At 60.6% G+C, this 26,109-nt stretch carries 23 protein-coding genes; 17 read left to right on the forward strand and 6 right to left on the reverse strand.

The features are described from left to right. The first annotated feature begins 207 nt into the window (after nt 1–207). From RYB09_RS08370 to RYB09_RS08380, 3 genes are all read left to right on the forward strand, one after another. Nucleotides 208–1,860, forward strand: coding sequence for a Na/Pi cotransporter family protein (locus RYB09_RS08370; protein ID WP_057401733.1), 1,653 nt, complete (start codon nt 208–210; stop codon nt 1,858–1,860). A gap of 57 nt (nt 1,861–1,917) precedes the next feature. After that, nucleotides 1,918–3,294, forward strand: coding sequence for a pitrilysin family protein (locus RYB09_RS08375; RefSeq protein WP_316887915.1), 1,377 nt, complete (start codon nt 1,918–1,920; stop codon nt 3,292–3,294). A gap of 96 nt (nt 3,295–3,390) precedes the next feature. Beyond that, the gene (locus RYB09_RS08380; protein ID WP_058402443.1) at nt 3,391–4,584 is read left to right on the forward strand and encodes a DUF5924 family protein; all 1,194 of its coding nucleotides are present in this window, start codon (nt 3,391–3,393) and stop codon (nt 4,582–4,584) included. A gap of 4 nt (nt 4,585–4,588) precedes the next feature. Here RYB09_RS08380 and RYB09_RS08385 read toward each other — a convergent pair whose 3' ends face one another. Together RYB09_RS08385 and argH are read right to left on the reverse strand one after the other, a co-directional pair. Beyond that, nucleotides 4,589–5,830 (reverse strand): nucleoside recognition domain-containing protein, encoded by a 1,242-nt coding sequence (locus RYB09_RS08385; protein WP_316887918.1) that lies wholly within the window; start codon nt 5,828–5,830, stop codon nt 4,589–4,591. Nucleotides 5,831–6,287: 457 nt separating this feature from the next. Next, complete coding sequence (gene argH / locus RYB09_RS08390; RefSeq protein ID WP_219170696.1) at nt 6,288–7,682, reverse strand: argininosuccinate lyase; 1,395 nt, start codon at nt 7,680–7,682, stop codon at nt 6,288–6,290. Nucleotides 7,683–7,815: 133 nt separating this feature from the next. Between argH and RYB09_RS08395 the strand changes: the two genes are divergently transcribed. From RYB09_RS08395 to RYB09_RS08430, 8 genes are all read left to right on the forward strand, one after another. Further along, nucleotides 7,816–8,898 (forward strand): sensor histidine kinase, encoded by a 1,083-nt coding sequence (locus RYB09_RS08395; protein ID WP_044321083.1) that lies wholly within the window; start codon nt 7,816–7,818, stop codon nt 8,896–8,898. Beyond that, nucleotides 8,895–9,641 carry a LytR/AlgR family response regulator transcription factor gene (locus RYB09_RS08400; RefSeq protein WP_002551374.1) on the forward strand — a complete coding sequence of 249 codons (747 nt, stop codon included), beginning with the start codon at nt 8,895–8,897 and terminating at the stop codon, nt 9,639–9,641. Before RYB09_RS08395 ends, RYB09_RS08400 begins: the two co-directional genes overlap by 4 nt. 225 nt (nt 9,642–9,866) lie before the next feature. Beyond that, entirely contained in the window at nt 9,867–10,808 is a 942-nt protein-coding gene (gene hemC / locus RYB09_RS08405) for a hydroxymethylbilane synthase (protein ID WP_058402445.1), read from the forward strand. Next, entirely contained in the window at nt 10,805–11,578 is a 774-nt protein-coding gene (locus tag RYB09_RS08410; RefSeq protein ID WP_058402446.1) for a uroporphyrinogen-III synthase, read from the forward strand. Before hemC ends, RYB09_RS08410 begins: the two co-directional genes overlap by 4 nt. Before the next feature lie 53 nt (nt 11,579–11,631). Next, complete coding sequence (locus RYB09_RS08415) at nt 11,632–12,753, forward strand: uroporphyrinogen-III C-methyltransferase (RefSeq protein WP_057403653.1); 1,122 nt, start codon at nt 11,632–11,634, stop codon at nt 12,751–12,753. Then, nucleotides 12,750–13,994, forward strand: a complete 1,245-nt coding sequence (locus RYB09_RS08420) for a heme biosynthesis protein HemY (RefSeq protein WP_122259342.1) — start codon at nt 12,750–12,752, stop codon at nt 13,992–13,994. The genes RYB09_RS08415 and RYB09_RS08420 overlap by 4 nt, the downstream gene beginning before the upstream one ends. Nucleotides 13,995–14,209: 215 nt before the next feature. Next, nucleotides 14,210–14,737 (forward strand): disulfide bond formation protein B, encoded by a 528-nt coding sequence (locus RYB09_RS08425; protein ID WP_122259341.1) that lies wholly within the window; start codon nt 14,210–14,212, stop codon nt 14,735–14,737. A 174-nt stretch (nt 14,738–14,911) separates the two neighbouring features. Next, a complete protein-coding gene (locus RYB09_RS08430; protein WP_057405717.1) occupies nt 14,912–15,385 on the forward strand; it encodes an Rsd/AlgQ family anti-sigma factor in 474 nt (157 codons plus the stop codon). Between the two features lie 80 nt (nt 15,386–15,465). On the opposite strand, the gene RYB09_RS08435 is transcribed toward RYB09_RS08430, so the two are convergent. Then, entirely contained in the window at nt 15,466–16,146 is a 681-nt protein-coding gene (locus RYB09_RS08435; protein WP_002551367.1) for an FKBP-type peptidyl-prolyl cis-trans isomerase, read from the reverse strand. A gap of 216 nt (nt 16,147–16,362) precedes the next feature. Between RYB09_RS08435 and RYB09_RS08440 the strand changes: the two genes are divergently transcribed. Next, nucleotides 16,363–17,379 carry an AlgP family protein gene (locus RYB09_RS08440; protein ID WP_316887925.1) on the forward strand — a complete coding sequence of 339 codons (1,017 nt, stop codon included), beginning with the start codon at nt 16,363–16,365 and terminating at the stop codon, nt 17,377–17,379. Here the strand turns inward: RYB09_RS08440 and RYB09_RS08445 are convergent. After that, nucleotides 17,376–17,852 (reverse strand): TIGR02444 family protein, encoded by a 477-nt coding sequence (locus RYB09_RS08445; RefSeq protein ID WP_057403657.1) that lies wholly within the window; start codon nt 17,850–17,852, stop codon nt 17,376–17,378. The two genes, RYB09_RS08440 and RYB09_RS08445, sit on opposite strands and share 4 nt — an antisense overlap. Nucleotides 17,853–17,898: 46 nt before the next feature. Here RYB09_RS08445 and abc-f point away from each other — a divergent pair, with 46 nt between their 5' ends. The 5 genes from abc-f (at nt 17,899) to RYB09_RS08470 (ending at nt 23,619) form a co-directional block, all read left to right on the forward strand. Next, entirely contained in the window at nt 17,899–19,809 is a 1,911-nt protein-coding gene (abc-f, locus tag RYB09_RS08450; RefSeq protein WP_005743916.1) for a ribosomal protection-like ABC-F family protein, read from the forward strand. Between the two features lie 16 nt (nt 19,810–19,825). Continuing rightward, nucleotides 19,826–20,419: a mechanosensitive ion channel family protein gene (locus tag RYB09_RS08455; protein ID WP_058402450.1), complete on the forward strand. Its 594-nt coding sequence runs from the start codon at nt 19,826–19,828 to the stop codon at nt 20,417–20,419. A gap of 67 nt (nt 20,420–20,486) precedes the next feature. Then, the gene (locus RYB09_RS08460; RefSeq protein ID WP_058409844.1) at nt 20,487–21,119 is read left to right on the forward strand and encodes a LysE family transporter; all 633 of its coding nucleotides are present in this window, start codon (nt 20,487–20,489) and stop codon (nt 21,117–21,119) included. A 161-nt stretch (nt 21,120–21,280) separates the two neighbouring features. Next, the gene (locus RYB09_RS08465; RefSeq protein ID WP_316887928.1) at nt 21,281–23,179 is read left to right on the forward strand and encodes a cytochrome c/FTR1 family iron permease; all 1,899 of its coding nucleotides are present in this window, start codon (nt 21,281–21,283) and stop codon (nt 23,177–23,179) included. 212 nt (nt 23,180–23,391) lie between these two features. Continuing rightward, nucleotides 23,392–23,619 carry a hypothetical protein gene (locus RYB09_RS08470; protein ID WP_002551360.1) on the forward strand — a complete coding sequence of 76 codons (228 nt, stop codon included), beginning with the start codon at nt 23,392–23,394 and terminating at the stop codon, nt 23,617–23,619. A gap of 87 nt (nt 23,620–23,706) precedes the next feature. On the opposite strand, the gene RYB09_RS08475 is transcribed toward RYB09_RS08470, so the two are convergent. Together RYB09_RS08475 and prlC are read right to left on the reverse strand one after the other, a co-directional pair. Beyond that, complete coding sequence (locus RYB09_RS08475; RefSeq protein ID WP_005732774.1) at nt 23,707–23,994, reverse strand: YheV family putative zinc ribbon protein; 288 nt, start codon at nt 23,992–23,994, stop codon at nt 23,707–23,709. Next, nucleotides 23,991–26,042 (reverse strand): oligopeptidase A, encoded by a 2,052-nt coding sequence (gene prlC, locus RYB09_RS08480; RefSeq protein WP_122259338.1) that lies wholly within the window; start codon nt 26,040–26,042, stop codon nt 23,991–23,993. Before prlC ends, RYB09_RS08475 begins: the two co-directional genes overlap by 4 nt. Nucleotides 26,043–26,109: the final 67 nt, after the last annotated feature.

Consider the following 26,109-nt stretch of genomic DNA (forward strand, 5'->3'; position numbering starts at 1 on the left):
CATCGTGCGACGCTCCCGCGTCCGATCTTGCATTTGCGGTGCGGATTTATGACACTTTTATTTCAATGAATCCCACCCTGTGCGATGCTGGCGCCAAGGCTAATAGCCGACTAAAAGCTTAGTAGAGCGTTACACCCTTTCCCCGCTCGCTACATGCACATCTTTCAATTCATCGCCTGAACGGGCAAACCTCAGGGGGCTTTCAGCATGCTGACCCTGCTCGATTTGCTATCTGCCGTCGCCCTGCTGATCTGGGGCACGCATATCGTGCGCACTGGCATCCTTCGTGTTTACGGTGCACAACTTCGTCGTTTACTCAGCCAGAACATGTCCAAGCGACCACTGGCGTTCATCGCCGGCATTCTGGTGACAGCCATGGTGCAGAGCAGCAACGCCACTGCCATGCTGGTGACCTCATTTGTCGGCCAGGGGCTGATGACGCTGACACCGGCGCTGGTGATCATGCTCGGCGCCGATGTCGGCACGGCATTGATGTCCCGCGTGCTGACGTTCGATCTGTCGTGGCTGTCGCCGTTGCTGATTTTCCTTGGAGTGGTGTTCTTTCTGTCGCGCAAGCAGACCCGTGCCGGTCAGTTGGGGCGGGTCGGTATCGGCCTGGGCCTGATCGTGCTGGCGCTGCAATTGATCGTCGCAGCGGCTGCACCGATCACCCAGGCGGCCGGGGTCAAGGTGCTGTTTGCCTCGTTGACCGGCGACCTTCTGCTGGATGCGCTGGTCGGTGCCATGTTTGCGCTGATCTCCTATTCCAGCCTCGCGGCAGTTCTGCTGACGGCCACCTTGGCGGGCACGGAAGTCATTGGTCTGCCAGTGGCGATCGGCCTGGTGATCGGTGCCAATATCGGCAGCGGTCTGCTGGCGTTTCTCAGCACCAGCATGCAGAACGTCGCTGGTCGGCAAGTCGCCTTGGGCAGTCTGCTGTACAAACTGTTCGGCCTGTTGCTGATCATTCCGGTGCTCGACCCGCTGGTTGCCTGGATCGACACGCTGGGCTTTCGTCCGCAGGAGTTGGTGATTGGCTTTCACCTGATCTACAACACGTTGCGCTGCCTGATCATGCTGCCTACCGTTGGCCCGATGGCGCGGTTGTGCGCGGCCTTGCTGCCGCAGCAGAACGAGGTCGGTGGCCTGGCCAAACCTCGCCATCTGGACCTGACCGCACTGTCGACGCCCAGCCTGGCACTGGCCAACGCAGTGCGAGAAACCCTGCGCATGGGCGATTTGATCGAGAGCATGCTGGGCTCGATGCTGGCGGTGCTGCGCGGCACGCAAACAGCGGTTACTCAGGAAGTGCGCCGCCTCAACGATGACGTGGAAGCGCTCTACAGCGCGATCAAGCTATACCTGGCGCAGATGCCGCGTGAGGACCTCGGCGAGCACGATAACCGGCGCTGGGCCGAGATCATCGAGCTGACCATCAATCTGGAACTGGCCAGTGGCCTGATCGAACGCATGCTGCGCAAGATCCAGCAGCAGAAGACCTCGCACCGCCGCTCATTCTCGGAAGTCGGCCTGGAAGAACTCGCCGATCTGCAGATCCAGTTGCAGTCGAACCTGCGTCTGGGGCTCTCGGTGTTTCTCAGCGGTGACGAGGAAAGCGCGCGTCAATTACTGCGTGAAAAACGCCGTTTTCGAGCCCAGGAACGCCGTCTGGCGCATGCTCACGTCAGCCGTCTGCGGCAGAAGGTTGTGCAGAGTATCGAGACCAGTTCGCTGCACCTGGAACTGATTGCCGACATGAAACGCCTGAACTCACTGTTTTGCAGCAGCGCTTATGTGGTACTGGAAACGGCCGACACCGGGGCCTTGTCGAGCGAGAGCGAGCCCGAACGATCACTATGAACGTAAGGGCCGAGGTGAAGTCTGTTAAACATACCGGCCCGCCAGGAAAGCTGTTTTATGCGTTGCCTGCTGTTCGCTTGTCTGCTCCTCGGTTCACTCCCTTCGTTTGCCCTTGACCGCCTTCAGGTCGAGGGCTATCTGCTGCCCAATGGTTTGCAAGTCCTTCTCAAGCCCGGTTCCGAAAAGGGTCACGTCGCCATCCGGCTGGTGGTAGGTATCGGTTTCGATGACTTCCCCTGTCAGGACAAGGAGCTGCCGCATCTGCTGGAACATCTTCTGTTCAGCGGGGTTGATGACAGCGGTGAAGGCGGTCTGGAAGAGCGCATGCAGGCACTGGGCGGCGAGTGGAACGCATTCACCAGCAATGCCGATACTACCTTCGTGATTGAAGCCCCCGCGCGAAACCAGCGCAAGGTGCTCGACCTGCTGCTGGAGATCATGACCAGAACCGAGCTCAGCCAGGCACGACTGGACGGCGTCAAACGCGTTGTAGAGCGCGAAGACGGCGGGCACTTTTCACATTTGCAGCGCCTGCTCGACCGGCGTGACTCGGGGCGCAGCGCCAGCAGTCAACTGGCGGTGGAGCTGGGCCTCAAATGCGCCGAGCGTCCTGAAGTGGATGGTATCAAGCTGGGCCATATCGAAGACGTATTTGCCAACTGGTACGCGCCCAATAACATGACGCTGATCGTGGTTGGCGATCTGGACAAGCTGCTGCCGGCCTATCTGGAGCGCACTTACGGCAAACTGGCACCCACCGACCCGATCGATCACCCGCCGCTGGCGCAAAGCTCGGGTTCAGCCGAGCCGCGACGCGAGCTTGAGCGCGGCGGGCTGGGCGAGAGTGCCAGGCTGCACCTGATCTACCCCGAGCCACAGCTCGACGACCAGCACGACGAAACCTGGGAGCTGGTCAAAGCCTATCTTGACTGGACGCTCTACACCGAGCTGCGTCTGAAACACAGTTTGTCGTACGGTCCTTCTGCCGAGCGGGAAGTGTTCGGCGATGTCGGGTTTTTGAGCCTGAATGCCGATGTCGAACGTGACGATGCCGATGAAGCCGAGCGGGACATCCGCAATATGGTCGAGCGCCTGCAAAAAGAAGGCATGCAGCCCGCTACATTTGCGCGGTTGCAACAGCTCGCCATCGACCGGCAATCGTGGGCCACACAGGGCAATAGTGCGCTGGCCGACTATTATTGGAGCGCGCTCAATGATTACGAAAACGGGCGCTTTGAGGACCCGGCCAAACGCATCAAGGCGGTGAAACTGGAGACAGCCAGTCAGGCCATGCGCCAGCTGCTCGCCCAGCCGGGCTACATGCGAATTGAAAAGCCTCTGTTCAGTTATGACGGCCTGTATTGGCTGATTGGCGGGGTGCTGGGCCTGATAGCCTTGTTGGCCATGTGGCGCTGGCGTGTACGCAATAAATAGAATTCTGACGCCGAACTACATTGGTGGTGTTGGCTGCGCGCCGCGCTTGTTACGCTGCGCGGTTTTTTGTATGAACAGAACCGAGTGAACCCCCGAATGTTTGACGTGAACCGCTATGTGACGCCCGTGCTCAACTTGATGCAGCGCTATCCGGGGCTCATTGCGGCGTTTGGTTTTGTTTCAGGTATCGCCAGTTTTATCCTGGTCGACCGCCAGGCAGGGCTGGCCACCTGGATCGCCGTGGTAATGCTGATCAGCTGGCTGTGGCTGATGGTCGAAAACACTATGGTCGGGTTGCTCAACAAGGCGCTGGGCCGCGAGATTCCGCAGGGCTTGCTGCGCTACGGCACGCAGATGATCCATCAGGAAAGCCTGTTCTTCGTGCTGCCGTTCTTTTTCATTACCACCACCTGGAACAGTGGTCAGGCGGTATTCACTGCGGTGCTCGGCGCCGCCGGGCTGATCTCAATCATCGACCCTCTCTACTACAAGTGGCTGGCGCCCAGACGCTGGCTGTTCATGACGTTGCACACTCTTACGCTGTTCGCGGCACTGCTGACCGCGCTGCCGATCATCCTGCACCTGACCACCGCCGAGAGTTACAAACTGGCGCTGGGCGTGGCGATGCTGCTGTCGGCGCCCAGCCTGATGTCCAACTTCCCGCTCAACACCTGGCGCAGCGCACTGGCCGTGATCAGCATCATCCTGGCCATCGGCGCGGCGGGCTGGTTGCTACGCTCCTGGGTGCCGCCTGCGACGCTGTGGTTGACTGAAGTGGCGGTGAGCCCGGACTTCGATAACAAGAACCGTACGCCGGGCGACAGTATTTCGCTGATCAGCGCCAAGCAGCTGCGCAACGGCGGCCTGTATGCATACACCGCCATCAATGCGCCGCGCGGGCTGGACGAGCGTATCTACCATGTGTGGTGGCATGAAGGCGAAGAGATGGACCGCATCGCGCTGGATATCCACGGCGGCCGCAAGGAAGGCTATCGCGCCTGGACGCGCAAGCAAAACTTCCCGGAGGACGTGACAGGACGCTGGCAGGTGAGGGTGCTGACCGAGGACGGCCAGATGATCGGCGTGCTGCGTTTTGTCGTCACTGACAATGACCAGCCAGCAGTCAAGCGACCTACCGGGCGGATAATCAAGCTCAAGCCGGGCGGCGACTCGGCCGAAGAGACTACGCCTGAGTCCGCACCGGCTGATGAGCCGAAGCAGGAGAAGCAGGAGGCTGCGCCTGCCGAAGCAGCCCCCGCGGAGTCTGCGCCTCAGGCTCCGGCGCAGTAATGTTTCAGGTCGCGGTCGCGCCGAAGAACCAGTAGCAGACGAAGATCGCGGCCACGACACCGGAAAACTCGGCCAGCAGCGCGCAGCCCACCGCATGGCGAGCGCGCTGAATGCCCACGGCGCCGAAGTACACGGCAAGGACGTAGAACGTGGTCTCGGTGCTGCCCTGAATCGTGGCAGCGGCCAATGCAGCGAAGCTGTCCACGCCCTGGGTCTGCATGGTTTCGATCAACAGGGCACGGGCGGCGCTGCCCGAGAAGGGTTTGACCAGCGCGGTCGGCAACGCATCGACGAAGCGCGTGTCCAGCCCCAGCCACTGCACCAGATGCCGAATGCCTTCCAGGCCGAAGTCCAGCGCGCCGGATGCGCGCAGCACGCCCACCGCACAGAGCATGGCGACCAGATAAGGCAGCAGGCTCTTGGCGACGTCGAAACCTTCCTTCGCACCTTCGACGAAGGCCTCGTAGACCAGCACCTTGCGTAGCGTGCCGATGATCAGAAACATCATGATCAGGCCGAACAGCGTGAGGTTGCCCAGAATCGACGACAGACCCGCCAGCGCAGCCGCCGACAGCGTGCCGAGAAAAGCCATGAAGGTGCCCAGCAACAGGGCGCCGGGGATGAGGTAGGCGAGCACCACCGGGTCCCACAAGCGCAGACGCTGCATGAACGCGACCGACAGCAGGCCGACGATGGTCGAGACACTGGTGGCCAGCAGGATCGGCAGGAATACCAGGGTCGGGTCAGGCGCACCTTGCTGGGCGCGGTACATGAAGATCGTCACCGGCAGCAGGGTCAGGGATGAGGCGTTGAGCACCAGAAACAGGATCTGCGCGTTACTGGCGGCGGTCTTGCTCGGGTTGAGTTCCTGTAGCGAGCGCATGGCCTTCAGGCCAATCGGCGTGGCGGCGTTGTCGAGACCCAGCGCGTTGGCGGCGAAGTTGAGGGTGATCAGCCCCAGCGCAGGGTGGCCGGGCGGCACCTCCGGCATCAGGCGCAGAAACAGCGGCCCGAGAACCTTGGCCAGCCAGTCGACGATGCCGGCCTTCTCGGCGATGCGCAAAAAGCCCAACCACAGGGTCAGTGTGCCGAACAGTAGCACCATGACCTCGACCGACAGCTTGGCCATGGCAAAGATACTTTCGACCATCGCCGCAAAAATGCCGGCGTTGCCGCCCACCAGCCACTGCACCAGCGCGGAAATCGTCGCCACGACAAAAAAACCAAGCCACAGGCCATTGAGCATCGGATAAGTCCCTCACAAGATGCGGCGATGATAGCGGCGGGGTGCGCTGGAGGGAAATCGGCGGAGGCCGTACGGCGCAATCAAGAGCGGACGCAGAGCGTCCAGAACGGCATGCGACGCAGAGCGTCGCACGATAGTTGCGATTATCGTTCCTCACGCTCCAGCGTGGGAATGCCGTGGGTGACGCTCCGCGTCACAAATCTGAGAGACGCCGCATACTCAAGATCGGACGCGGATCGTCCAGAACGGCATGCGACGCGGAGCGTCGCACGGTAGTTGAATGGTCGTTCCTCACGCTCCAGCGTGGGAATGCAGTGGGTGACGCTCTGCGTCACAAATCTGCGCTGCGCCGCACACTCAAGAGCGGACGCGGAGCGTCCAGAACGGCATGCGACGCAGAGCGTCGCACGATAGTTGAATGGTCGTTCCTCAGGCTAAAGGAATGCCTTGGTTGTATTCAGCGCCCGGCCAGCAGTTCCTGACCGCGGACCACGGCGGTGCGGACCTGTTCGGGTGCGGTGCCGCCGATGTGGTTACGGGCGTTGACCGAGCCTTCCAGGGTCAGCACGGCAAACACGTCCTGCTCGATCTGATTGCTGAACTGACGCAGTTCTTCCAGGCTCATTTCTGCCAGGTCCTTGCCGGTTTCCACACCATATTTCACGGCATGGCCGACGATTTCGTGGCAGTCACGGAACGGCAGACCACGACGGACCAAATAGTCGGCCAGATCGGTCGCGGTCGAGAACCCGCGCAGCGCCGCTTCACGCATGATGGCGTGCTTCGGTTTGATTGCCGGGATCATGTCGGCGAACGCACGCAACGAGTCACGCAGGGTGTCGGCGGCATCGAACAGCGGTTCCTTGTCTTCCTGATTGTCCTTGTTGTAGGCCAGAGGCTGGCCTTTCATCAGGGTCAGCAGGCCCATCAGGGCACCGAACACGCGGCCGCTCTTGCCGCGTACCAGCTCAGGCACATCGGGGTTTTTCTTCTGCGGCATGATCGAGCTGCCGGTACAGAAGCGATCCGGCAGATCAATGAACTGGAACTGCGCACTGGTCCAGAGCACCAGCTCTTCGGAGAAGCGCGACAAGTGCATCATCGCGATGGACGCCGCCGAGCAGAATTCGATAGCGAAGTCGCGATCCGAGACGCCGTCCAGCGAGTTACCGCCCACGACGTCGAAGCCCAGCAGTTTGCAGGTCAGTTCGCGGTCGATCGGGTAGGTGGTGCCTGCCAGCGCAGCGCTGCCCAGAGGCATGCGGTTGAGACGCTTGCGGCAGTCGACCAGACGCTCGTAGTCGCGGCTGAGCATTTCGAACCATGCCAGCATATGATGACCGAATGTAACGGGCTGGGCGGTCTGCAAATGGGTGAAACCGGGCATGATGGTTTCAGCTTCGCGCTCGGCCTGGCCCAGCAGGCCTTGCTGCAGACGCGTGATTTCGCTCAGGATCAGGTCGATTTCGTCGCGCAGCCACAGACGGATATCGGTGGCGACCTGATCGTTGCGGCTGCGACCGGTGTGCAGCTTCTTGCCGGTGATACCGATGCGATCGGTCAGGCGTGCTTCAATGTTCATGTGCACGTCTTCCAGATCGACGCGCCACTCGAACTGGCCGGCCTCGATCTCGGCCTGGATGGTGTTCAGGCCGTCAACGATGGTGTCACGCTCGGCGTCGGTCAGAACGCCCACCTTGGCCAGCATCGTGGCGTGGGCAATGGAGCCCATGATGTCGTGGCGATACAGACGTTGATCGAAGGTGACGGAGGCAGTGAAACGCGCGACAAACGCGTCGACGGGTTCACTGAAGCGGCCGCCCCAGGACTGATTGGTCTTGTCGGTGCTCATGGATTCGCTCGTTGCTAACAGAAAGTGGCGTGCCCGTTACCTGGCACAAGGGCGATTGCGATGATAACAGGGTTGATGCATTTTTATCCCCGGACAGCTTGCCGCTGACGAGGCCAGGGCAGAGACTGGAGGCATGCGAATCGAACCTGTGAAACACGATGCCCGGCCTGTGCCCGGCAAAGACTTTTTCCTCCCCGAACTGTGCCTGCCGCAGGCATTGCTGGTGCTTGTCGTTCTGGCGGAGCTGCTGGTGCTGGTTCTGGTGCTGGTAGAACCGATGCGTACCGGCTTCGACTGGGTACGTCTGGCGCTGATGTCGCTGTTCGTGCAATGGATCGTACTGCTCTCCGCAGCGCTGCTGTGTGGTTTGCGACCCTGGCTGGCGCGCCTGACACCGGGGCTGGCAGGCATGCTCAGCTGCCTGCTGGTGGTCGGCCTGACGTTGCTGTGCACAGCCGTCACCGATGTCTGTCAGCTCACCGGACGGATCTCGATCGGCGGGATGGTCGAGCGCTACCTGCGCTACTCGACCATCGCGTTGATCATGTCCGCCCTGATGCTGCGCTATTTCTATCTGCAGAGTCAGTGGCGCAAGCAGCAACAAGGCGAGCTGCGCGCCAGGATCGAATCGCTGCAGGCGCGGATCCGCCCGCACTTTCTGTTCAATACCCTCAACAGCATTGCCAGCCTGGTTGCCAGCAACCCGGTCAAGGCAGAGCAGGCGGTACTCGACCTTTCAGACCTGTTTCGCGCCAGTCTGGCCAAGCCCGGCAGCCTGGTAACGTGGGGCGAGGAGCTGGCATTGGCAAAACGATATTTATCGATTGAGCAATATCGTCTTGGCGAGCGTCTACAGTTGGACTGGAGGGTGAGTGCAATTCCCGATGACTTGCCGATTCCCCAGCTAACCTTGCAGCCATTACTTGAAAACGCTTTGATTTATGGCATTGCTCCGCGAGTCGAGGGGGGCGTTGTAACGGTCGAAGCGAACTATGAAGGGGGAGAGTTCATATTGAGCGTCAGTAATCCCTATGAAGAAGTTGCCAATCGGCAGACTTCCAACGGTACTCAGCAGGCTCTGACGAATATAGGCGCACGTATTGCGGCACTTTTTGGCCCGCATGCCAGTCTGAGCGTGGAGCGCCGTGACGGTCGTCACTACACCTGTCTACGCTATCCTTGTGCGAGACTCACGCAGGAAGCCAGAGCTATATGAATGTCCTGATCGTTGATGACGAACCCCTGGCCCGCGAGCGATTGAGCCGCATGGTCAATGAGATTGAGGGTTATCGAGTACTGGAACCCAGCGCCTCCAATGGTGAAGAAGCCTTGGCGCTGATTGAAACTCACAAACCGGACGTGGTGCTGCTCGATATCCGCATGCCGGGTCTCGATGGCCTGCAGGTTGCAGCGCGCCTGTGCGAGCGGGAAGCGCCGCCTGCGGTCGTGTTTTGCACTGCCCACGATGAATTCGCCCTGGAAGCTTTCCAGGTCAGTGCAGTCGGCTATCTGGTCAAGCCTGTGCGCTCCGAGCACCTCGTCGAAGCATTGAGGAAAGCCGAGCGGCCAAACCGCGTGCAACTGGCGGCGTTGACCCGTCCGGCTGCAGAAAGCGGATCGGGCCCGCGCAGCCATATCAGCGCGCGGACCCGCAAAGGTATCGAGCTGATTCCACTTGACCAGGTTATCTACTTCATCGCCGATCATAAGTACGTGACCTTGCGTCATGAGGGTGGCGAAGTGCTGCTGGACGAGCCGCTCAAGGCGCTGGAAGACGAATTCGGCGACCGTTTCGTGCGCATTCACCGCAATGCACTGGTGGCCCGCGAGCGAATAGAACGGTTGCAGCGCACGCCGCTGGGGCATTTTCAGCTGTTTCTCAGAGGGCTTAATGGCGATGCGTTGATCGTCAGTCGCCGCCATGTAGCCGGTGTACGCAAGATGATGCAGCAGCTCTAGAGCTCCCCGCTCTGGAGCCTGGGCATCAAAACCGAGTCACGGAACTGGTCGGTTTTTCAGATCTGTGTGTTCTCCGGTTTGTCTGCGGGGCACCGTCCTGCCCCCTCAGCCGCTGGCCGATTCGGTGATCGAAGTCAGTGGGCTGACGCAAGTTTTCAGTCGGCGCTGAAGCCACCCTGGCTGAGCTGTTATTATCCGTCGCATTCACTCAGTACGGATTGTTCAATGTCCTCTCGCGAAATCCGCATCGCCACGCGCAAAAGTGCGCTGGCACTCTGGCAGGCAGAATACGTAAAGGCCCGTCTCGAACAGGCTCATCCCGGCCTGCTCGTGACGCTGGTGCCCATGGTCAGCCGTGGTGACAAGCTGCTCGACTCCCCACTGTCGAAAATCGGCGGCAAGGGTCTGTTCGTCAAGGAGCTGGAAACAGCGCTTCTGGAAGACAACGCCGATATCGCCGTGCATTCGATGAAAGACGTGCCGATGGATTTTCCACAAGGCCTGGGCCTGTTCTGCATCTGCGAGCGTGAAGACCCACGCGATGCGTTCGTGTCCAACACCTTTGCCAGCCTGGACGAACTGCCAGCCGGCAGCATCGTCGGCACCTCCAGCCTGCGCCGTCAGGCGCAATTGCTGGCGCGTCGTCCCGATCTGCAGATCCGCTTCCTGCGTGGCAACGTCAATACGCGCCTGGCCAAGCTCGATGCCGGCGAGTACGACGCCATCATTCTTGCCGCCGCGGGCCTGATCCGCCTGGGCTTTGAAAATCGTATCACCTCGGCAATCAGCGTTGACGACAGCCTGCCAGCGGGCGGCCAGGGTGCGGTGGGTATCGAATGCCGCAGCGTTGATGCCGAAATTCATGCCTTGCTTGCCCCCCTGCATCACGAAGACACCGCCGTGCGCGTGATTGCCGAACGCTCGCTGAACAAGCACCTCAACGGTGGCTGCCAGGTGCCTATCGCCTGTTATGCCGTGCTGGAAGGCGATGACGTCTGGTTGCGCGGGCTGGTGGGCGACCCGTCCGGTAGTGTATTGCTGCACGCCGAAGCCCGCGCGCCACAGACATCCGCCCAGGCGCTGGGTGTGCAGGTGGCCGAAGCACTGCTGGCGCAGGGTGCCGCCGACATTCTGAAAGCGGTGTATGGCGAGGCCAACAACGAATGAACACCTGGCGCCTGTTGCTGACCCGCCCGGCCGAAGAATCGGCAGCGCTGGCAAACGTGCTGGCCGAGGCCGGTATCTTCAGCAGCAGCCTGCCTTTGCTCGAGACAGAGCCATTGCCCTTGACGCCTGCACAGCGTTCGATCATTTTCGAGCTGCTCAATTATTGTGCAGTGATCGTGGTCAGCAAACCTGCGGCGCGGCTGGCCATCGAGCTGATCGACGAAGTGTGGCCACAGCCACCCATGCAACCCTGGTTCAGTGTGGGTTCAGCAACCGGGCAGATACTGCTTGATTACGGGCTCGATGCGAGCTGGCCGGAGCAGGGCGATGACAGCGAAGCCTTGCTTGAGCTGCCACGTTTGAAACAGGCGATTGCCGTACCGGGAAGCCGTGTGCTGATCATGCGCGGTGACGAAGGACGCGAACTGTTGGCCGAGCAATTGCGCGAGTTGGGGGTGGGAGTTGATTACCTGCCGTTGTATCGTCGCTACCTGCCGCAGCATGCCCCCGACGCCCTGCCGCAACGTGTTGCGGTGGAACGCTTGAACGGGCTGGTGGTCAGCAGTGGGCAGGGTTTTGAACATTTGCTTCAGCTGGCGGGTGATTCATGGCCGGACCTGGCCGATTTGCCACTGTTCGTACCAAGCCCCCGGGTTGCCAGCATTGCGCAGGCAGCTGGAGCCCGGACCGTTATTGATTGTCGTGGCGCCAGCGCCACGGCATTGCTGGCAGCGTTGCGGGATCAACCTCAGCCTGCCGTCAAGGCGTAATGATCGACACTTGTCGTTTACGCTATTACGCCAAAATGCAAAGGATGGGATACGTGAGCGAAACAGCCTTGCCTAAAGACGATGAATCGGTGTTGAAAACGCCTGCACCCAAGCCTGACCCAGTACGTGCCGAGCGCACCGGCAGCCGCAGCAGTGGCCTGGTATTCCTGGCCTTGCTGCTGGGTATCGCGGGTGTCGCGGTCGCAGGCTGGGGGGTCTGGCAACTGCGCATGCTGCAAGCCGGCCACCAACAGCAGCGCGGCCAGGTTGAAGACATCGCCGAGCAGACGCTGGTACTGGCTCAGAATGATCAGCAGCTGAGCGCACGCCTTGCGCAATTCCCGCCTGCCGATCAGTTGGCAGACAGCAGACGTCTGGTCGCGCAATTGCAGGGCGATCAGCAGCGTCTCAGCCAGCGACTCGAAACCGTGCTGGGCGCGAGCCGCAAGGACTGGCGCCTGGCCGAGGCCGAGCATTTGCTGCGTCTGGCCAGCCTGCGTCTTTCAGCGCTGCAGGACATCAACAGTGCTCAGGCGCTGGTTCAGGGTGCCGACGAAATTCTGCGTGAGCAGGACGATCCCGGCTCCTTTGCGGCCCGCGAGCAACTGGCCAAGAGCCTTGCCGCCTTGCGCAGCGTTGAGCAGCCAGACCGCACCGGACTGTTCCTGCAACTGGCCGCCCTCCGCGAACAGGCTGAGCAGCTCAACAAGCTGGCACCTGAATACGAAGACAAGGGCGAGTCTCTTCTGGGCCTGACCGCCGACAAGACTGAACAAAGCCGGTGGACGCAGTGGTGGGACGAAATTTCCCACTACTTCCGTATCGATTTCAACGCCGACAAGGATATCCGCCCGGTATTGGCAGGCCAGAGCCTTTCCCAAGTGCGCCTTGCCCTGAGCCTGGCGCTGGAGCAAGCGCAATGGGCGGCGCTCAACGGTGAGCCGCAGGTCTACACCAAGGCCATCACCGAAGCACAGAGCGTTCTGAAGGCCAACTTCGATCAGGACGACCCACAGAGCAAAGTGCTCGGCCAAGGGCTTGAGGCTCTGGCCAAACAGCCCGTATCGGTCAAAACCCCTGATCTGGCGCAGAGCCTTAGCTCGGTGCAGGCCTACCTTGAACGCCGTCATGCCGCGGGCCAGCCAGCCGAGGCGCAACAGGGGACCAGCCGATGAAGCGCTTTTATGTGCTGTTATTCATCGCTATCGCCGCCGCGGCGCTGATTGGTGTCGCCATCGCCGAGCATTCCGGCTACGTGCTTATCGCCTATCAGAACTTCCGCTATGAATCGAGCCTGTGGGCAACGCTGGCGCTGCTGGTCGCAGTTCTGCTGGTGATCGCCCTTCTGCGGCTGGTCATCACGCTGCTGACGACGTCAGGCCGCGTGGTCAACCCATGGTCGCGCCGTAACCGCCGTCGCCGTGTGCAACTGGCTATCGAGCATGGCCAGATGGACCTTGCCGAGGGACGCTGGGCCAGCGCACAACGTCATCTGCAACGGGCGGCCGAAGCCGATGCCCATCCACTGCTTTACTACATTGGTGCCGCCCGCGCGGCCAATGAGCAGGGGCGTTACGAAGACTGCGATGCCTTGCTGGAGCGTGCGCTGGAGCGTCAGCCACAAGCCGAACTGGCAATTGCCCTGAATCACGCTCAACTGCAACAGGATCGTGGCGACACCGAAGGTGCGCTCACCACGCTGCTGGCAATGAAAGAGCGTCATCCACATAACCCTCAGGTGCTTCGCCAGTTGCAGCGTCTGTATCAGCAACGTGGCGACTGGTCCGATGTTGTTCGTCTGATGCCGGAGCTGCGCAAGGACAAGGTCCTGCCAGCCAAGGAGCTTGCCGAGCTGGAACGCCGCGCCTGGGGCGAGAACCTGACCCTGGCGGCGTACCGCGATGGTATCGAAGGCTCACCCACCGGGCTGCCATCGCTGGAAAGCGCCTGGCAAGGACTCGCCTCCGCACAGCGTCAGGAGCCGCAACTGGTGCTGGCGTATGCCGATCAATTGCGTCGTCTGGGCGCCGAAGCACAGGCTGAAGAAGTGCTGCGTAGCGCCCTCAAGCGCGAATACAACAGCCATCTGGCGCGTCTGTATGGCTTGGTGCGCGGCAGCGATCCGCTGAAACAACTGCAAACGGCAGAAGGCTGGCTCAAGCACCATCCTGCCGATCCAAGCCTGTTGCTGAGCCTGGGGCGTATCTGCCTGCAAGGCCGACTGTGGGGCAAGGCGCGGGATTATCTGGAGAGCAGCCTGCGTCTGGAACGCAACCCCGAGACCTGCGCAGAGCTGGCTCGTCTGCTGGCCCAACTGGGTGAGACGGATCGCAGCAATACGCTGTTTCAGGAAGGCCTGGGCCTGCTCGACGAGCGCTTCCTGTCGCGCCCTGTGCCTACGCTGACCAAAGCATAAAGCTGTCGGAGAGCCCCATGAGAGGGCTCTCCATGCTGTCTCGGCGACAGCAGAAACCAGTGCGTGAGAATCTTCCTACGCCAATGTGTAAAAGAACCACGTAGTAGTGTGTTTGTTTTCCCAGATAAACAGCGAAGTATCCGCACGCCGCCACCTTGAATGCGCCGCACCCTTTCCTCTACCGTAATCGCCTCGTCCTTTGTTACGGATTTGCCATGTATCTGGCTCGCACACGCTTCCTGTTTTTCCTGGCATCGCTGGCCTGTGCATCAATCATTGGCACCGCCTTTTATCTGCAGCAAACCTTCGGCCTCGACCCTTGCGTCCTTTGCCTGATACAACGCGCGGCAATCATCGCCTGCGGTGTGTTGGCATTGTGCGCTGCCTGCCAAGCTCCCGGCCCGACAGGCATGCGGCGCTACAGCCTGGGCTTTCTGCTGATCGCGCTGACAGGGCTTGTTACGGCAGGCGCTCAGGTATGGCTGCAAACCGCCTCGGCAGATCAATTGATACCTTTCATTACCAGACTGGAGCATCTGTTAAGCCTGCTCTCACTGGACATGTGCATTGACCGGCTGCGAAGCGATGCAATGTTTTGCGCAGAAATCACCTGGACCCTGTTCGGTATAAGCCTGCCGGAGTGGAGTCTGCTGGCATTTACCGGCCTTGCGCTGTTACCCCTGTATCCTCTTTTCAGCGAATTCAGCCACTGGCTGGCGACCAAAGATCGGGCCAGGTATTAAACGCTTGTATGAACTTTATCTCCTGCGTACCTTGAAGGCCTTGTCGAGCGGGCATAATCTGGCCCGCACGCGTCACTGGAAATATGCTGTCCTGGCGCATCTATCAGGCCAGGTACAGGCTAACCGCCAGGACCGGCCCAGGACTGCATGCCCCTGAAGGGAAGAGAGAAGACCATGCTGGAAAGTTGTCAGAATGCTCAGGAACGCTGGGGCGGAGTCAATAAGCTGATTGATCGCTGGCTTCAAAGCCGCCTCGAACTGGTCGAAGCCTACGATGCGCTGGGCGACACGCCCCAGGCTTTGGCAGCCGACCTTGAAGGCTTGCAGAACTTCTGTGGAGTTCTTGTCGATTACGTCTCGGCCGGACACTTTGAGGTCTATGAACAGCTGGGTGATGAAGCCCGCGCGTTCAACGACGAGCGTGGGCTTGAGCTGGCTGACACGATCTACCCGCGCCTGGACGTCATTACCAAGTTTGCGTTGACGTTCAATGATCGCTGCGACAAGGGCGACTGCTCGGACGCTACGGTGGTGGCTAAGGAATTCAACCAGCTGGGGCAACTGCTGCACGAGCGCTTCGAGCTGGAAGACTGCCTGATTGAAGTGCTGCACAACTCCCACAAGGAAGAGATCGCCGCGCAGGTGTGACCGCTCGCGTGCAAAGGCTACAAACCGCCAAGGGTGCTTTTGCACCCTTTCGCGTTTCTGAATTCCGGATTTACATCCGCTTACTGTGAAACGGCAATCAGCTCGATTTCAAATACCAGCGGAGTGAACGGATCGATCAGGTCGCCAGCACCCTCGGCGCCGTAGGCTTGATCCGAAGGAATCACCAGTCGCCATTTCGCGCCAGTCGGCATGGTCTGCAATGCGCTGGTCCAGCCGCTGATCACGCTGTCGAGCCGGAACCATTGCGGCTGAGTGCTCTGATCGAAGATCGTGCCGTCCGGCAAGCGCCCCACATAGCGTACTTCAACCCTGCCATTGGCATCAGGTTTGGGGCCCGTGCCGGGTGTCAGCTCGGTCATGAGAATCCCGTCAGCCAATACCTTCACACCCGGCTTGGCCTTCTCGCTGTCCATGAACGTGCGCTCGGCCTTCAGGGCTGCCTCGGTAGGCGCGTCTGTGCCTGCGGTCTCGGCCTGCGCGATTGCCGCGTCATGCTCACGCAGGACCTGGTCGATACGTTCCTGCTTGAGTGCCAGCGGCTTGCCCTGATAAGCCTGCTTCAGACCGTCGACAAGCGCCTTGAGGTCAAGGTCAGGGACTTCCTGATGCAAGCGTTCACCAAGGCTTGCACCCAGGCTGTAGGCGAGATCGTGACCATCATCGGCCGCCGCAGGTGGTGCTTCGGCAGCTTGAGCCAGGGGTAGCAAGAGGAACAACGACGTTAACAGGTAGCGCGACATTAATGCTCTCCGGCCTGGGAAGGCAGCGATTATGCCAGCGCCAGCGCGTGTAGTGACGAGTCTTGCGAAGTGAATTTCACAATGCCTGTGCATCGTGTCGGGCAATCATTTTTTGCAGTATGCAACAGCGCCCCTTGGATGCTGTCAAGATGCGCTAGCGGCGATGCGCGCAGAAGCCTAGTATGAGCCGCAATTTCGTCACCCAGGAGGTAAGTCATGTCGGCCAAAAAGAAGCCAGTAAATACTCCGTTGCATTTGCTCCAACAATTATCGGGCAGCTTGCTTGAACATCTGGAAGACGCCTGTTCCCAAGCCTTGGCTGATGCCGAGAAACTGCTCGCCAAGCTTGAGAAACAACGCGGCAAGGCGCAGGAAAAACTGCACAACTCCCGCATCAAACTGCAGGACGCTGCCACCGCCGGAAAATCCAAGGCACAGGCCAAGGCCAAAGACGCCGTTTCCGAGCTGGAAGAGTTGCTCGATGCCCTCAAGGATCGCCAGACCGAAACCCGCACCTACATTCTGCACCTCAAGCGCGATGCCCAGGAGAGCCTGAAGCTGGCCCAGGGTATCGGTCGCGTGAAAGAGGCGGTCGGCAAGATCCTGACCACTCGCAATGCCAAGCCTGCTGCCCCTAAAGCCGCCGCCAAAGCAGCGAATGCCGCTACAGCAAAAGCACCTGCAAAAACCGCAGTGAAAGCGGCCGCTGCCAAGCCTGCCGCCAAAACTGCTGCCAAGCCTTCGACGGTCGCCAAGCCTGCAGCCAAACCTGCGGCAACCAAGGCCCCGGTCAAAGCTGCTGCCACCCGGGCAGCGGCAGCAGCGAAGCCTGCCGCGGCAAAAACAGCCGCCGCCAAGCCGGTTACGGCTAAACCTGCTGCCACCCGGCCGGCTGCCAAAGCGGCTGCGGCCAAGGCACCTGTCGCCAAAACGACGGCAAGCAGCGCTGCCAAACCAGCAGCAGCAAAAACACCGGTAGCCAAACCAGCGGCGAAAGCCCCGGTGAAAGCGCCCGCGAAGGCCGCGACCAAAGCACCAGTCAAGGCACCTGTGAAAGCAGCAGCCAAGCCTGTCGCCAAACCTGCGGCCAAGCCAGCAGCGAAGCCGACCGCCGCCAAACCGGCTACGCCAGCGCCTGCTGCCGCTGCCAAGCCGACGACGCCTGCACCTGCCGCGCCATCTGCTGCACCGGCAACACCTGCCAATGGCGCAACGCCAACCAGCGCTTCCTAAGTCTGGTCGACGGCAAGATCAACCGCGATGCGCAGCAACTGCAGCGCATCGCGGTTTTTTTCTGCCTCTCCGTCAGCGAGCTCGATCAGCCATTCCTCTGCATTTCTCGCCTCACCCGCTGGCCAGTCTCCAGTCAGTGCCTCAAGCTTCAGCATCAGACTCTGTTCGGCCTCCAGCTCCAGCGTCTTGACCTTCATTCGCAACGTCATCAGCACCGCGTCCTCAAGCGCTGCATTGCGCCATTGATTACGCAAATCCCGCAGCGGACGCACCACTTCATCGTGCCAGGGGGTCGCCAATTGCCTTATTTGCGCTAATCGCTGCGCATTGCACGCCACGTCGCGCGTGCCGAGCCATACCCCGCAAAGCACCATGCACACGTTGGCCCCGTTGGCTTGCAGCGTCAGACAAGCCTGCTCTACACCCGGACGGGCATAGAAATCGAGGGTGAAACTCCAGAGCGCTGAAGGCATAGTGATCCACCTGTTCAGGACGAAGCTGGTAGACTCCGCCGCCATTATGATTCGACTTCAAAGCCTTACCTTACAGCGTGGTCCGCAACGTCTGCTAGAAGACGCCGAGCTGACCCTGCACGCCGGCCATAAAGCCGGTCTGATCGGTGCCAATGGCGCCGGTAAATCCAGCCTGTTCGCCTTGCTGCGTGGCGAGCTGACGCCCGACGCCGGTGACTGCCTGCTGCCCGCCGACTGGCGTATCGCGCATATGCGTCAGGAGGTCGACACCCTTGAGCGCCTGGGCGTGGACTACGTGCTCGACGGCGACGAGCGCCTGCGCGAGGTTCAGCGTCTGCTGGCCGAAGCGGAAGCCGCGCAGGACGGCGCTGCTCAGGCGCGTCTGCATTCGGAGCTCGACAGCGCCGACGGTTATACCGCAGACGCGCGGGCGCGCAAGCTGCTGGCCGGGCTGGGTTTCACCAACGAACAGATGGAACGTCAGGTCGGCAGTTTCTCCGGCGGCTGGCGTATGCGCCTGAACCTCGCGCAGGCGCTGATGTGCCCGTCCGACCTGTTGCTGCTCGACGAACCGACCAACCACTTGGACCTCGACGCCATTCTATGGCTTGAAGACTGGCTCAAAAGCTACCCCGGCACCTTGCTGCTGATTTCCCACGACCGGGATTTTCTGGACGCTGTGGTCGATCACATCGCTCACGTCGAGCAACGCAAGATCACCCTCTATCGTGGCGGCTACAGCGCGTTCGAGCGCGCTCGTGCTGAACGTCTGGCCCAGCAGCAACAGGCCTACGAGAAGCAGCAGGCGCAACGCGCGCACATGGAAAAGTACATCGCGCGCTTCAAGGCCCAGGCCACCAAGGCCCGTCAGGCACAAAGCCGGATCAAGGCACTGGAGCGCATGGAAGAGCTGTCCGCCGCGCACGTCGATTCGCCGTTCAACTTCGTTTTCCGTGAATCCGACAAGATCTCCAGCCCGTTGCTGGATCTGTCAGACGCGCGTCTGGGTTACGGCGACAAGACCATCCTCGAGAAGGTCAAGCTGCAACTCACGCCGGGCGCGCGCATCGGCCTGCTGGGCCCCAACGGCGCGGGCAAGTCGACGTTGATCAAAAATCTGGCTGGCGAGCTTGAGCCGCAGAGCGGTCGACTGGTTCGAGGTGAAAACCTCACCGTCGGCTACTTCGCCCAGCATCAGCTTGACTCACTGGATGCCAAGGCCACGCCATTGCTGCACTTGCAGCGTCTGGCACCGACTGAACGTGAACAGACACTGCGCGACTTCCTCGGCGGCTTCGATTTCCGTGGCGCGCGTCTGGATGAGCCGGTGCTGAATTTCTCCGGTGGCGAGAAAGCGCGTCTGGCGCTGGCGCTGATCGCCTGGGAAAAGCCCAACCTGTTGCTGCTCGATGAACCGACCAACCACCTGGACCTGGAGATGCGCCTGGCGCTGACCATGGCCTTGCAGGAGTTCGGTGGCGCGGTACTGGTGGTGTCTCACGATCGGCACTTGCTCAAGAGCACCACCGATGACTTCCTGCTGGTGGCTGACGGCCGCGTACAGGAGTTCGACGGCGATCTGGATGACTACACGCGCTGGCTGGCCGATTACCGCCTGCGCAACGCCCCGGTCAGCACCACGCCAGTCAACGCCGACAAGACTGACAAGAAAGCCCAGCGTCAGCAGGCAGCGGCCTTGCGTCAGCAACTGGCACCGCACAAGCGTGAAGCCGACAAACTGGAGCGTGACCTTGGGCTGGTGAATGAAAAACTCGCCAAGGTCGAGGAAGCGCTGGCGGACAGCACCAACTACGAGGCGGCCAACAAGGACAAACTGCGCGACCTGCTGGCCGAGCAGGCAAAGTTGAAAGTACGTGAGTCCGAGCTGGAAGACGCCTGGATGCAGGCACTGGAACTGCTGGAGTCCATGCAAGCCGAACTGGAAGCATTGTCGTGAGTGGGGCGGGAAAGTGATGGATATGTTGGGCTTGCCGGTATCCGCGTACTGGCTTGAACCGTTGCTGATCGGTGTGCAGATTCTGCTGATCCTGTTGGCCGGTTATGTATTGCAGCGCATCGTGGGCGGTTTTCTGACCGGTCTGGGCGAGCGCTACCCATTGCCGCCAGAGCTGCTGGTGCCGGTGCGTGGCGGCTTGCGCTGGTTGATCATGGGCAGCGCTTTCGTCTTCGTCCTCGGCCGGCTCGGGGTATCGGCTACGGTGCTGTGGACGGCCCTGTCCGGCTTTGTCGCCGTCGCGGCGGTAGCATTCTTCGCGATGTGGAGCGTGCTGTCGAACCTGCTCTGCGCCATTTTGATCTTCACCATCGGCCCGTTCCGCATCGGTGACATGGTCGAGCTGGTCGATACGCTGGACAAGCCCGGCGTAAAGGGTCGCGTGGTCGCCATCAATCTGATGTTCACCACCCTGATCGAGACCCCGGAAGCCGGTGGCGCGCTGGTTCAGGTGCCCAATAGCCAGTTTTTTCAGAAGTCGGTCCGGCGCTGGCGTGGCAGTGATCTGTTTCCACAGATGGTGGTTGCTAAGCAGCCTGACGAGCAGGATTAAAAATAGTTAGCCTTCCAAAGCGTTAACCACTAATTTATCGGGCATTCGACTTTGCTTGAGGTGTGTGATGGCGCTTGAAACGTGGCTGGGCTTCTTTGCGGCCTGCTGGATTATCAGCCTTTCCCCCGGTGCAGGCGCTATCGCCTCGATGTCCTGCGGCCTGCAATACGGTTTCCTGCGCGGCTACTGGAATGCCCTGGGGCTGCAAATTGCGTTGGTGGCGCAGATCGCGATTGTTGCTGCCGGGCTCGGCGCGGTATTGGCAGCTTCCGAGATGGCCTTCACGTTGATCAAGTGGTTCGGCGTGGCATACCTGGTCTATCTCGGCATCAAGCAATGGCGTGCATTGCCTACTGACCTTGGCGACGAGTCTGCCGTGCGTCCTGTCGGCAAACCGATGACACTGGTGATCCGCGGTTTTCTGGTCAATATCAGCAACCCCAAAGCCCTGATCTTCATGCTGGCGATTTTGCCGCAATTCATCGAACCGGCTGCTCCGCTGCTCATCCAGTACGTCATCATCGCGGCGACCATGGTTGTGGTCGATCTGATCGTGATGGCGGGCTACACCGGGCTGGCGTCGAAGGTGCTGCGCATGCTCAAGACGCCTCGCCAGCAGCGCCGCCTGAACCGTACGTTTGCCAGCCTGTTCGTAGGGGCGGCGGGGTTTCTGGCCACGCTGCATCGCGGTACAGCGTAAACCTGCCTACCTCTTCAAGCCTTTGAACGGGCAAGCGTCCTGTTCAAAGGCTATATGAAGGCCGAACGTAAGATTCTGTAACAAAAACAGACCTCGACTCTTGAGTAGTGCTCTTGCGGCGTTAACAATGCACCGCATCGCATTCCTGTCGAGATTCTGCAATGCCCCTCCGTTCTCGTTTCCTTGCCTGGCTGCTGATGCCGCTACTGGTGCTGTGCAGCGGCGTCACGCTGGCTGATCCTGTCGAGGGCGCAGCCCAGGCGTTGCATCTGCTGGATTATCTGGGTGCCGACTATCCGGCCACTGTGGCGGATGGCAAGGTCGTGAATACCGCGGAGTATCAGCAGCAGGTCGACAACCTGGCAGCGCTGCAAAGCCTCGTCGTGGCCCTGCCGCAACGCGCAGAGCGTGCTGATCTGGAGCAGGCCGTCACGCAGCTGAAAAACGCCGTGGCGAGTCGACAGGACGGCGTACAGGTAGCTCGTCAGGCGCGGCAGTTGAGTGCGAAGCTGGCACTTGCCTACGAAGTCAGCCAGGCCCCGGCCATTACGCCGGACCCGGCCCGTGGTGCGCCCCTTTACGCTCAGCATTGCTCGGTCTGTCATGGCGATAGCGGCGCAGGTGATGGCCCGGCAGGCATCGGCCTGGAACCGCCTCCCTCAAACCTGCGTGACACGGCACGGCTGGATCGCCTGAGTCTTTATGATCTCTACAACGCGACCGGGCTGGGCATCGCCGGTACCGATATGCCCGCATTTGCCGACCAGCTGGACGACCGCCAGCGCTGGGACATCGCGACCTATATCGCCAGTTTCAGTGCACAACCGGTTGCCAACCCGGCCAAGACCTTCAACATCGCCGACCTGGCTCGTCAGACACCTGCCGAAGTTCAGGCAGCCGAGGGTGCGGATGCCAGCGCAACCTTCCGTGTCCAGCGCGCGCAGCCGCCACAGGTGCAGCGCGGCCCGGCGCAACTGCTGGATTACACCAGTGTAACGCTGGACAAAAGCCTGGCTGCCTACAAGGCCGGTGATCGCGAGCAGGCCTATGACTTGTCGGTGGCAGCGTATCTGGAAGGTTTCGAACTGGTCGAAAGCTCGCTGGATAACGTAGACGCCAATGTGCGCAAGGACACTGAAAAAAGCCTGATGGCTTACCGACAGTCCTTGCAGGACAGCCTGCCGCTGGCGCAGGTTGCCCAAAAGCTGGAAGCAGCCAAAGGCAAGCTCAAGGAATCGGCGGGGCTGTTGGGCAGCGATGGTCTGAGCCTGTCGCTGAGCTACGTTTCGGGGCTGTTGATTCTGCTGCGTGAAGGGCTGGAAGCGATTCTGGTGCTGGCGGCGATTCTGGCGTTTCTGCGCAATACCGGCCAGCAGTCTGCGGTGCGCAGCGTCAACATCGGCTGGGGTCTGGCGCTGCTGGCCGGGCTGGGCACCTGGGCGCTGGCGGCGTATGTCATCGACGTCAGCGGCGCACAGCGTGAATTGCTGGAAGGTGCCACCGCGCTATTTGCCAGCGTAATGGTGCTCTGGCTTGGTGTGTGGATGCACGACCGTCGCCATGCCGCCGCATGGCAGGACTATGTCAAAAGCAGTCTGGTCGGCGGCGGTGGCCGTTTCGGCTTCGCGGTGCTGGCGTTCTTCTCGGTGTATCGCGAACTGTTCGAAGTCATCCTGTTCTACGAGACCCTGTGGTTGCAGGCAGGACCCGCCGGGCACGATGCCGTGCTGGCGGGTGGTGCCACGGCGCTGGTGCTGCTCGTGGGCCTGGCGTGGGTCATCCTGCGCGGTTCGGCGAAGCTGCCGCTGTCGCTGTTCTTCGGCATCAACGCTGCGCTGCTGTGCGCGCTGTCAGTGGTGTTTGCCGGTCATGGCGTCAAGGCACTGCAGGAAGCGGGCATATTCGGTACAAGGCCCGTGCCGTTCTTCGAGTTCGACTGGCTGGGCATTCATGCTGACCTGTACTCGCTGAGCGCACAGGCCATTGCCCTGACCGCCATTGCGGTGCTGTACGGCAGAAGTCGTCTGGCAGAGAAACGCAGGCTCCAGGCGGCAGGCTGAGGCTTCGCCTTCTTCATGGGCAAGCGGTGCACGCCGCTTGCCCATGAACGAGTCGATACCGTTCCAGCCTGTTACTCGCGTGTTTTAACTTCCTGTACAAACAACCACCTGCCATTTCTGTCAGTAGACGCATTTTTAGTCGCGCCCTACTGTAGGGAAACGCCAACTCGGCTGCCGGGTAATGGCGCATTTACCTGAGAACGAGGTGGGTGATGGCAAAGTATGAGATACGGTTGTGGGCTGAAGATATCGAGCAACATAACCATCCTGTAATAGCCATCCAGTTTTATGAGGACGACGACCTGCAAGAGCAAGCCTGGGTCAGGCTGCACCCGCACGGAAATCACAAGATTTTCGGCGAGCTGGGCAGGGATGAGGAAGTGCTGACGGTTCTGGCGCTAGCCTTCAGGAAGAAGGTGGCTGAATTGGCCGATTGGTAATTTCTGTCGCTGATAACCTGAGGCGGCGAGCTATAAAAAAGGTTCGTTCAAACGAACGAACCTTTCAGTTTGACCCGACCGATCACGTCACTCAGGATCCACCGGCTTCTTCAACTTCGGATTCGGAAAAAACTGCACACCCTGCACCTTCGGGTCTGCCGGTTTGACCACCACCTTGTTGACCCGCGTACCCAGCTCCTTCGGTATCGAAATACCTTGTTCGTTGAGCGTATCGCTGTAGCCGCAACCCACGCATTCGCGGTGCGGCACGTCGTTTTCGCTCCACATCATGAGCTTGTCAGGCTCGCTGCACGCCGGGCAAACAGCCCCGGCGATGAAGCGTTTCTTGGTAATGATTACCGGTGTATCGGTCATGCTGCCGCGTCCTCACTCAAGCCACTGTGACGCAAGAGTGCGTCAATCGACGGCTCGCGTCCGCGGAAGTCGACGAACAGCACCATCGGCGCCTGTGAACCGCCACGGGCCAGAATGGCTTCGCGGAAGGCACGGCCGGTTTCAGCGTTGAGCACACCGTCTTCCTCGAATTTCGAGAACGCATCGGCAGACAGCACTTCGGCCCACTTGTAGCTGTAATAACCGGCTGCATAGCCGCCTGCGAAGATGTGCGCGAAGCTGTTCGGGAAGCGGTTGTAGGCAGGCGGACGCATGACCGACACTTCATCACGAACGCCTTCCAGCACTTCAAGTACGCTGCGGCCATCGCCGTGGGTGGCGTGCAATTCAAAGTCGAACAGCGAGAACTCCAGCTGACGCACCATCATCAGGCCGGACTGGAAGTTCTTGGCGGCGAGCATTTTCTCCAGAAGGTCCTGCGGCAATGGCTCGCCGGTTTCGTAATGACCGGAGATCAGCGCCAGGCCTTCGGGCTCCCAGCACCAGTTTTCCATGAACTGGCTCGGCAACTCGACTGCGTCCCAGGCCACGCCGTTGATACCGGATACGCCGGCATGATCGATGCGGGTCAGGAGATGATGCAGGCCATGACCGAATTCGTGGAACAGCGTGGTGACTTCATCGTGGGTCAGCAGTGCAGGCTTGCCCGCGACAGCAGGCGTGAAGTTGCACACCAGATTGGCCACCGGGCTTTGCAGCGTGCCTTCAGCTGTGCGACGGCGATCACGAGCGCCGTCCATCCAGGCACCGCCACGCTTGTTGGCGCGCGCGTACAGATCGAAGAAGAAACGCCCGACGTGCTGGCCGTTTTCCTTGATCTCGAACAGACGAACATCCGGGTGCCAGGTGTCGAAGCCTTTTTGCTCGGCAATCTCGATGCCGTACAGACGCTGGACGATGGCGAACAGACCGCCAAGCACTTTATCGATAGGGAAGTAGGCGCGCAGGGTTTCCTGGGAAACGCTGTAGCGCTGTTCGCGCAGCTTCTCGCCATAGAAACCGCTGTCCCAGCTTTGCAGATCCGGGCAGCCCTGTTCGGCGGCGTAGGCCTTGAGCTGCTCCAGGTCCTGGGCCGCGAAAGACTTACTGCGTTTGGCCAGGTCACGCAGGAAGCTCAGCACCTGATCGCTGGACTCGGCCATCTTGGTTGCCAGGCTCAGCTCGGCGAAGTTCGCGTAGCCAAGCAGTTGCGCCAGTTCCTGGCGCAAGTCGAGGATCTGCTCCATGACAGGGGTATTGTCGTTCTTGCCCGCATTCGGGCCTTGATCCGACGCGCGGGTGCAGTAAGCCGCATAGACTTCTTCACGCAGTGCGCGGTCTTCGGCGTAGGTCATCACCGCGTAGTAGCTCGGGAATTCCAGCGTGATCAGGTAGCCTTCCAGATCCTTGGCCTTGGCGGCGGCAGCCATCTGCTGTTTGGCAGAATCGGTCAGACCGGCGAGGGCGGACTCATCGGTAACCAGCTTGGTCCAGGCCTGAGTGGCATCGAGCAACTGGTTGGAAAACTGGCTGCCCAGCTCCGACAGTTTGCTCTGCACTTCGGCGTAACGCTTCTGCTGTTCAGGCGGCAGATCGATGCCGGACAGGCGGAAATCGCGCAGCGATTGCTCCAGAATGGTCTTCTGACCGACGTCGAAGGTGGCGGCTTCAGGACCGTTGGCCAGCGCTTCATAGGCCTGAAACAGTGCGCGATTCTGGCCCATCTCGGTGGAGTAGGCGCTCAACGCCGGCAGGCACGACTCATACGCTTCGCGCAGCTCAGCGCTGTTGCACACGGCGTTCAGGTGGCTGACCGGGCTCCAGGCAGCGCCCAGGCGGTCATTCAATTCGTCCATCGTCAGGACCAGCCCGGCCCAGGTCGGTGTCGACCCCTGTTTAGCGAGGATGTCGGCAATCGCGGCACGGTTGTCCGCCAGGATTTTTTCAACAGCAGGTTTGACATGTTCGGCACGAATCGCCGAAAAGGGTGGCAGGTCGTACGATTGCAGAAGAGGGTTGTTCGCGCTCACGGTTTTGCACCTTGGCTGGAAGAAACACCCAGCCATCTTAATTACAATCGACGCCGACCGCAGCAAC

The organism is Pseudomonas syringae group sp. J254-4 (genome assembly GCF_032586855.1).
Lineage (GTDB): Bacteria > Pseudomonadota > Gammaproteobacteria > Pseudomonadales > Pseudomonadaceae > Aquipseudomonas > Aquipseudomonas amygdali.

Excerpts from the sequence above, each read along its gene's own strand:
- RYB09_RS08370 (WP_057401733.1), top strand. The coding sequence starts at position 208 with ATGCTGACCCTGCTCGATTTGCTATCTGCCGTCGCCCTGCTGATCTGG.
- RYB09_RS08375 (WP_316887915.1), top strand. The coding sequence starts at position 1,918 with ATGCGTTGCCTGCTGTTCGCTTGTCTGCTCCTCGGTTCACTCCCTTCG.
- RYB09_RS08380 (WP_058402443.1), top strand. The coding sequence starts at position 3,391 with ATGTTTGACGTGAACCGCTATGTGACGCCCGTGCTCAACTTGATGCAG.
- RYB09_RS08385 (WP_316887918.1), bottom strand. The coding sequence starts at position 5,830 with ATGCTCAATGGCCTGTGGCTTGGTTTTTTTGTCGTGGCGACGATTTCC.
- argH (WP_219170696.1), bottom strand. The coding sequence starts at position 7,682 with ATGAGCACCGACAAGACCAATCAGTCCTGGGGCGGCCGCTTCAGTGAA.
- RYB09_RS08395 (WP_044321083.1), top strand. The coding sequence starts at position 7,816 with ATGCGAATCGAACCTGTGAAACACGATGCCCGGCCTGTGCCCGGCAAA.
- RYB09_RS08400 (WP_002551374.1), top strand. The coding sequence starts at position 8,895 with ATGAATGTCCTGATCGTTGATGACGAACCCCTGGCCCGCGAGCGATTG.
- hemC (WP_058402445.1), top strand. The coding sequence starts at position 9,867 with ATGTCCTCTCGCGAAATCCGCATCGCCACGCGCAAAAGTGCGCTGGCA.
- RYB09_RS08410 (WP_058402446.1), top strand. The coding sequence starts at position 10,805 with ATGAACACCTGGCGCCTGTTGCTGACCCGCCCGGCCGAAGAATCGGCA.
- RYB09_RS08420 (WP_122259342.1), top strand. The coding sequence starts at position 12,750 with ATGAAGCGCTTTTATGTGCTGTTATTCATCGCTATCGCCGCCGCGGCG.
- RYB09_RS08425 (WP_122259341.1), top strand. The coding sequence starts at position 14,210 with ATGTATCTGGCTCGCACACGCTTCCTGTTTTTCCTGGCATCGCTGGCC.
- RYB09_RS08430 (WP_057405717.1), top strand. The coding sequence starts at position 14,912 with ATGCTGGAAAGTTGTCAGAATGCTCAGGAACGCTGGGGCGGAGTCAAT.
- RYB09_RS08435 (WP_002551367.1), bottom strand. The coding sequence starts at position 16,146 with ATGTCGCGCTACCTGTTAACGTCGTTGTTCCTCTTGCTACCCCTGGCT.
- RYB09_RS08440 (WP_316887925.1), top strand. The coding sequence starts at position 16,363 with ATGTCGGCCAAAAAGAAGCCAGTAAATACTCCGTTGCATTTGCTCCAA.
- RYB09_RS08445 (WP_057403657.1), bottom strand. The coding sequence starts at position 17,852 with ATGCCTTCAGCGCTCTGGAGTTTCACCCTCGATTTCTATGCCCGTCCG.
- abc-f (WP_005743916.1), top strand. The coding sequence starts at position 17,899 with ATGATTCGACTTCAAAGCCTTACCTTACAGCGTGGTCCGCAACGTCTG.
- RYB09_RS08455 (WP_058402450.1), top strand. The coding sequence starts at position 19,826 with ATGGATATGTTGGGCTTGCCGGTATCCGCGTACTGGCTTGAACCGTTG.
- RYB09_RS08460 (WP_058409844.1), top strand. The coding sequence starts at position 20,487 with ATGGCGCTTGAAACGTGGCTGGGCTTCTTTGCGGCCTGCTGGATTATC.
- RYB09_RS08465 (WP_316887928.1), top strand. The coding sequence starts at position 21,281 with ATGCCCCTCCGTTCTCGTTTCCTTGCCTGGCTGCTGATGCCGCTACTG.
- RYB09_RS08470 (WP_002551360.1), top strand. The coding sequence starts at position 23,392 with ATGGCAAAGTATGAGATACGGTTGTGGGCTGAAGATATCGAGCAACAT.
- RYB09_RS08475 (WP_005732774.1), bottom strand. The coding sequence starts at position 23,994 with ATGACCGATACACCGGTAATCATTACCAAGAAACGCTTCATCGCCGGG.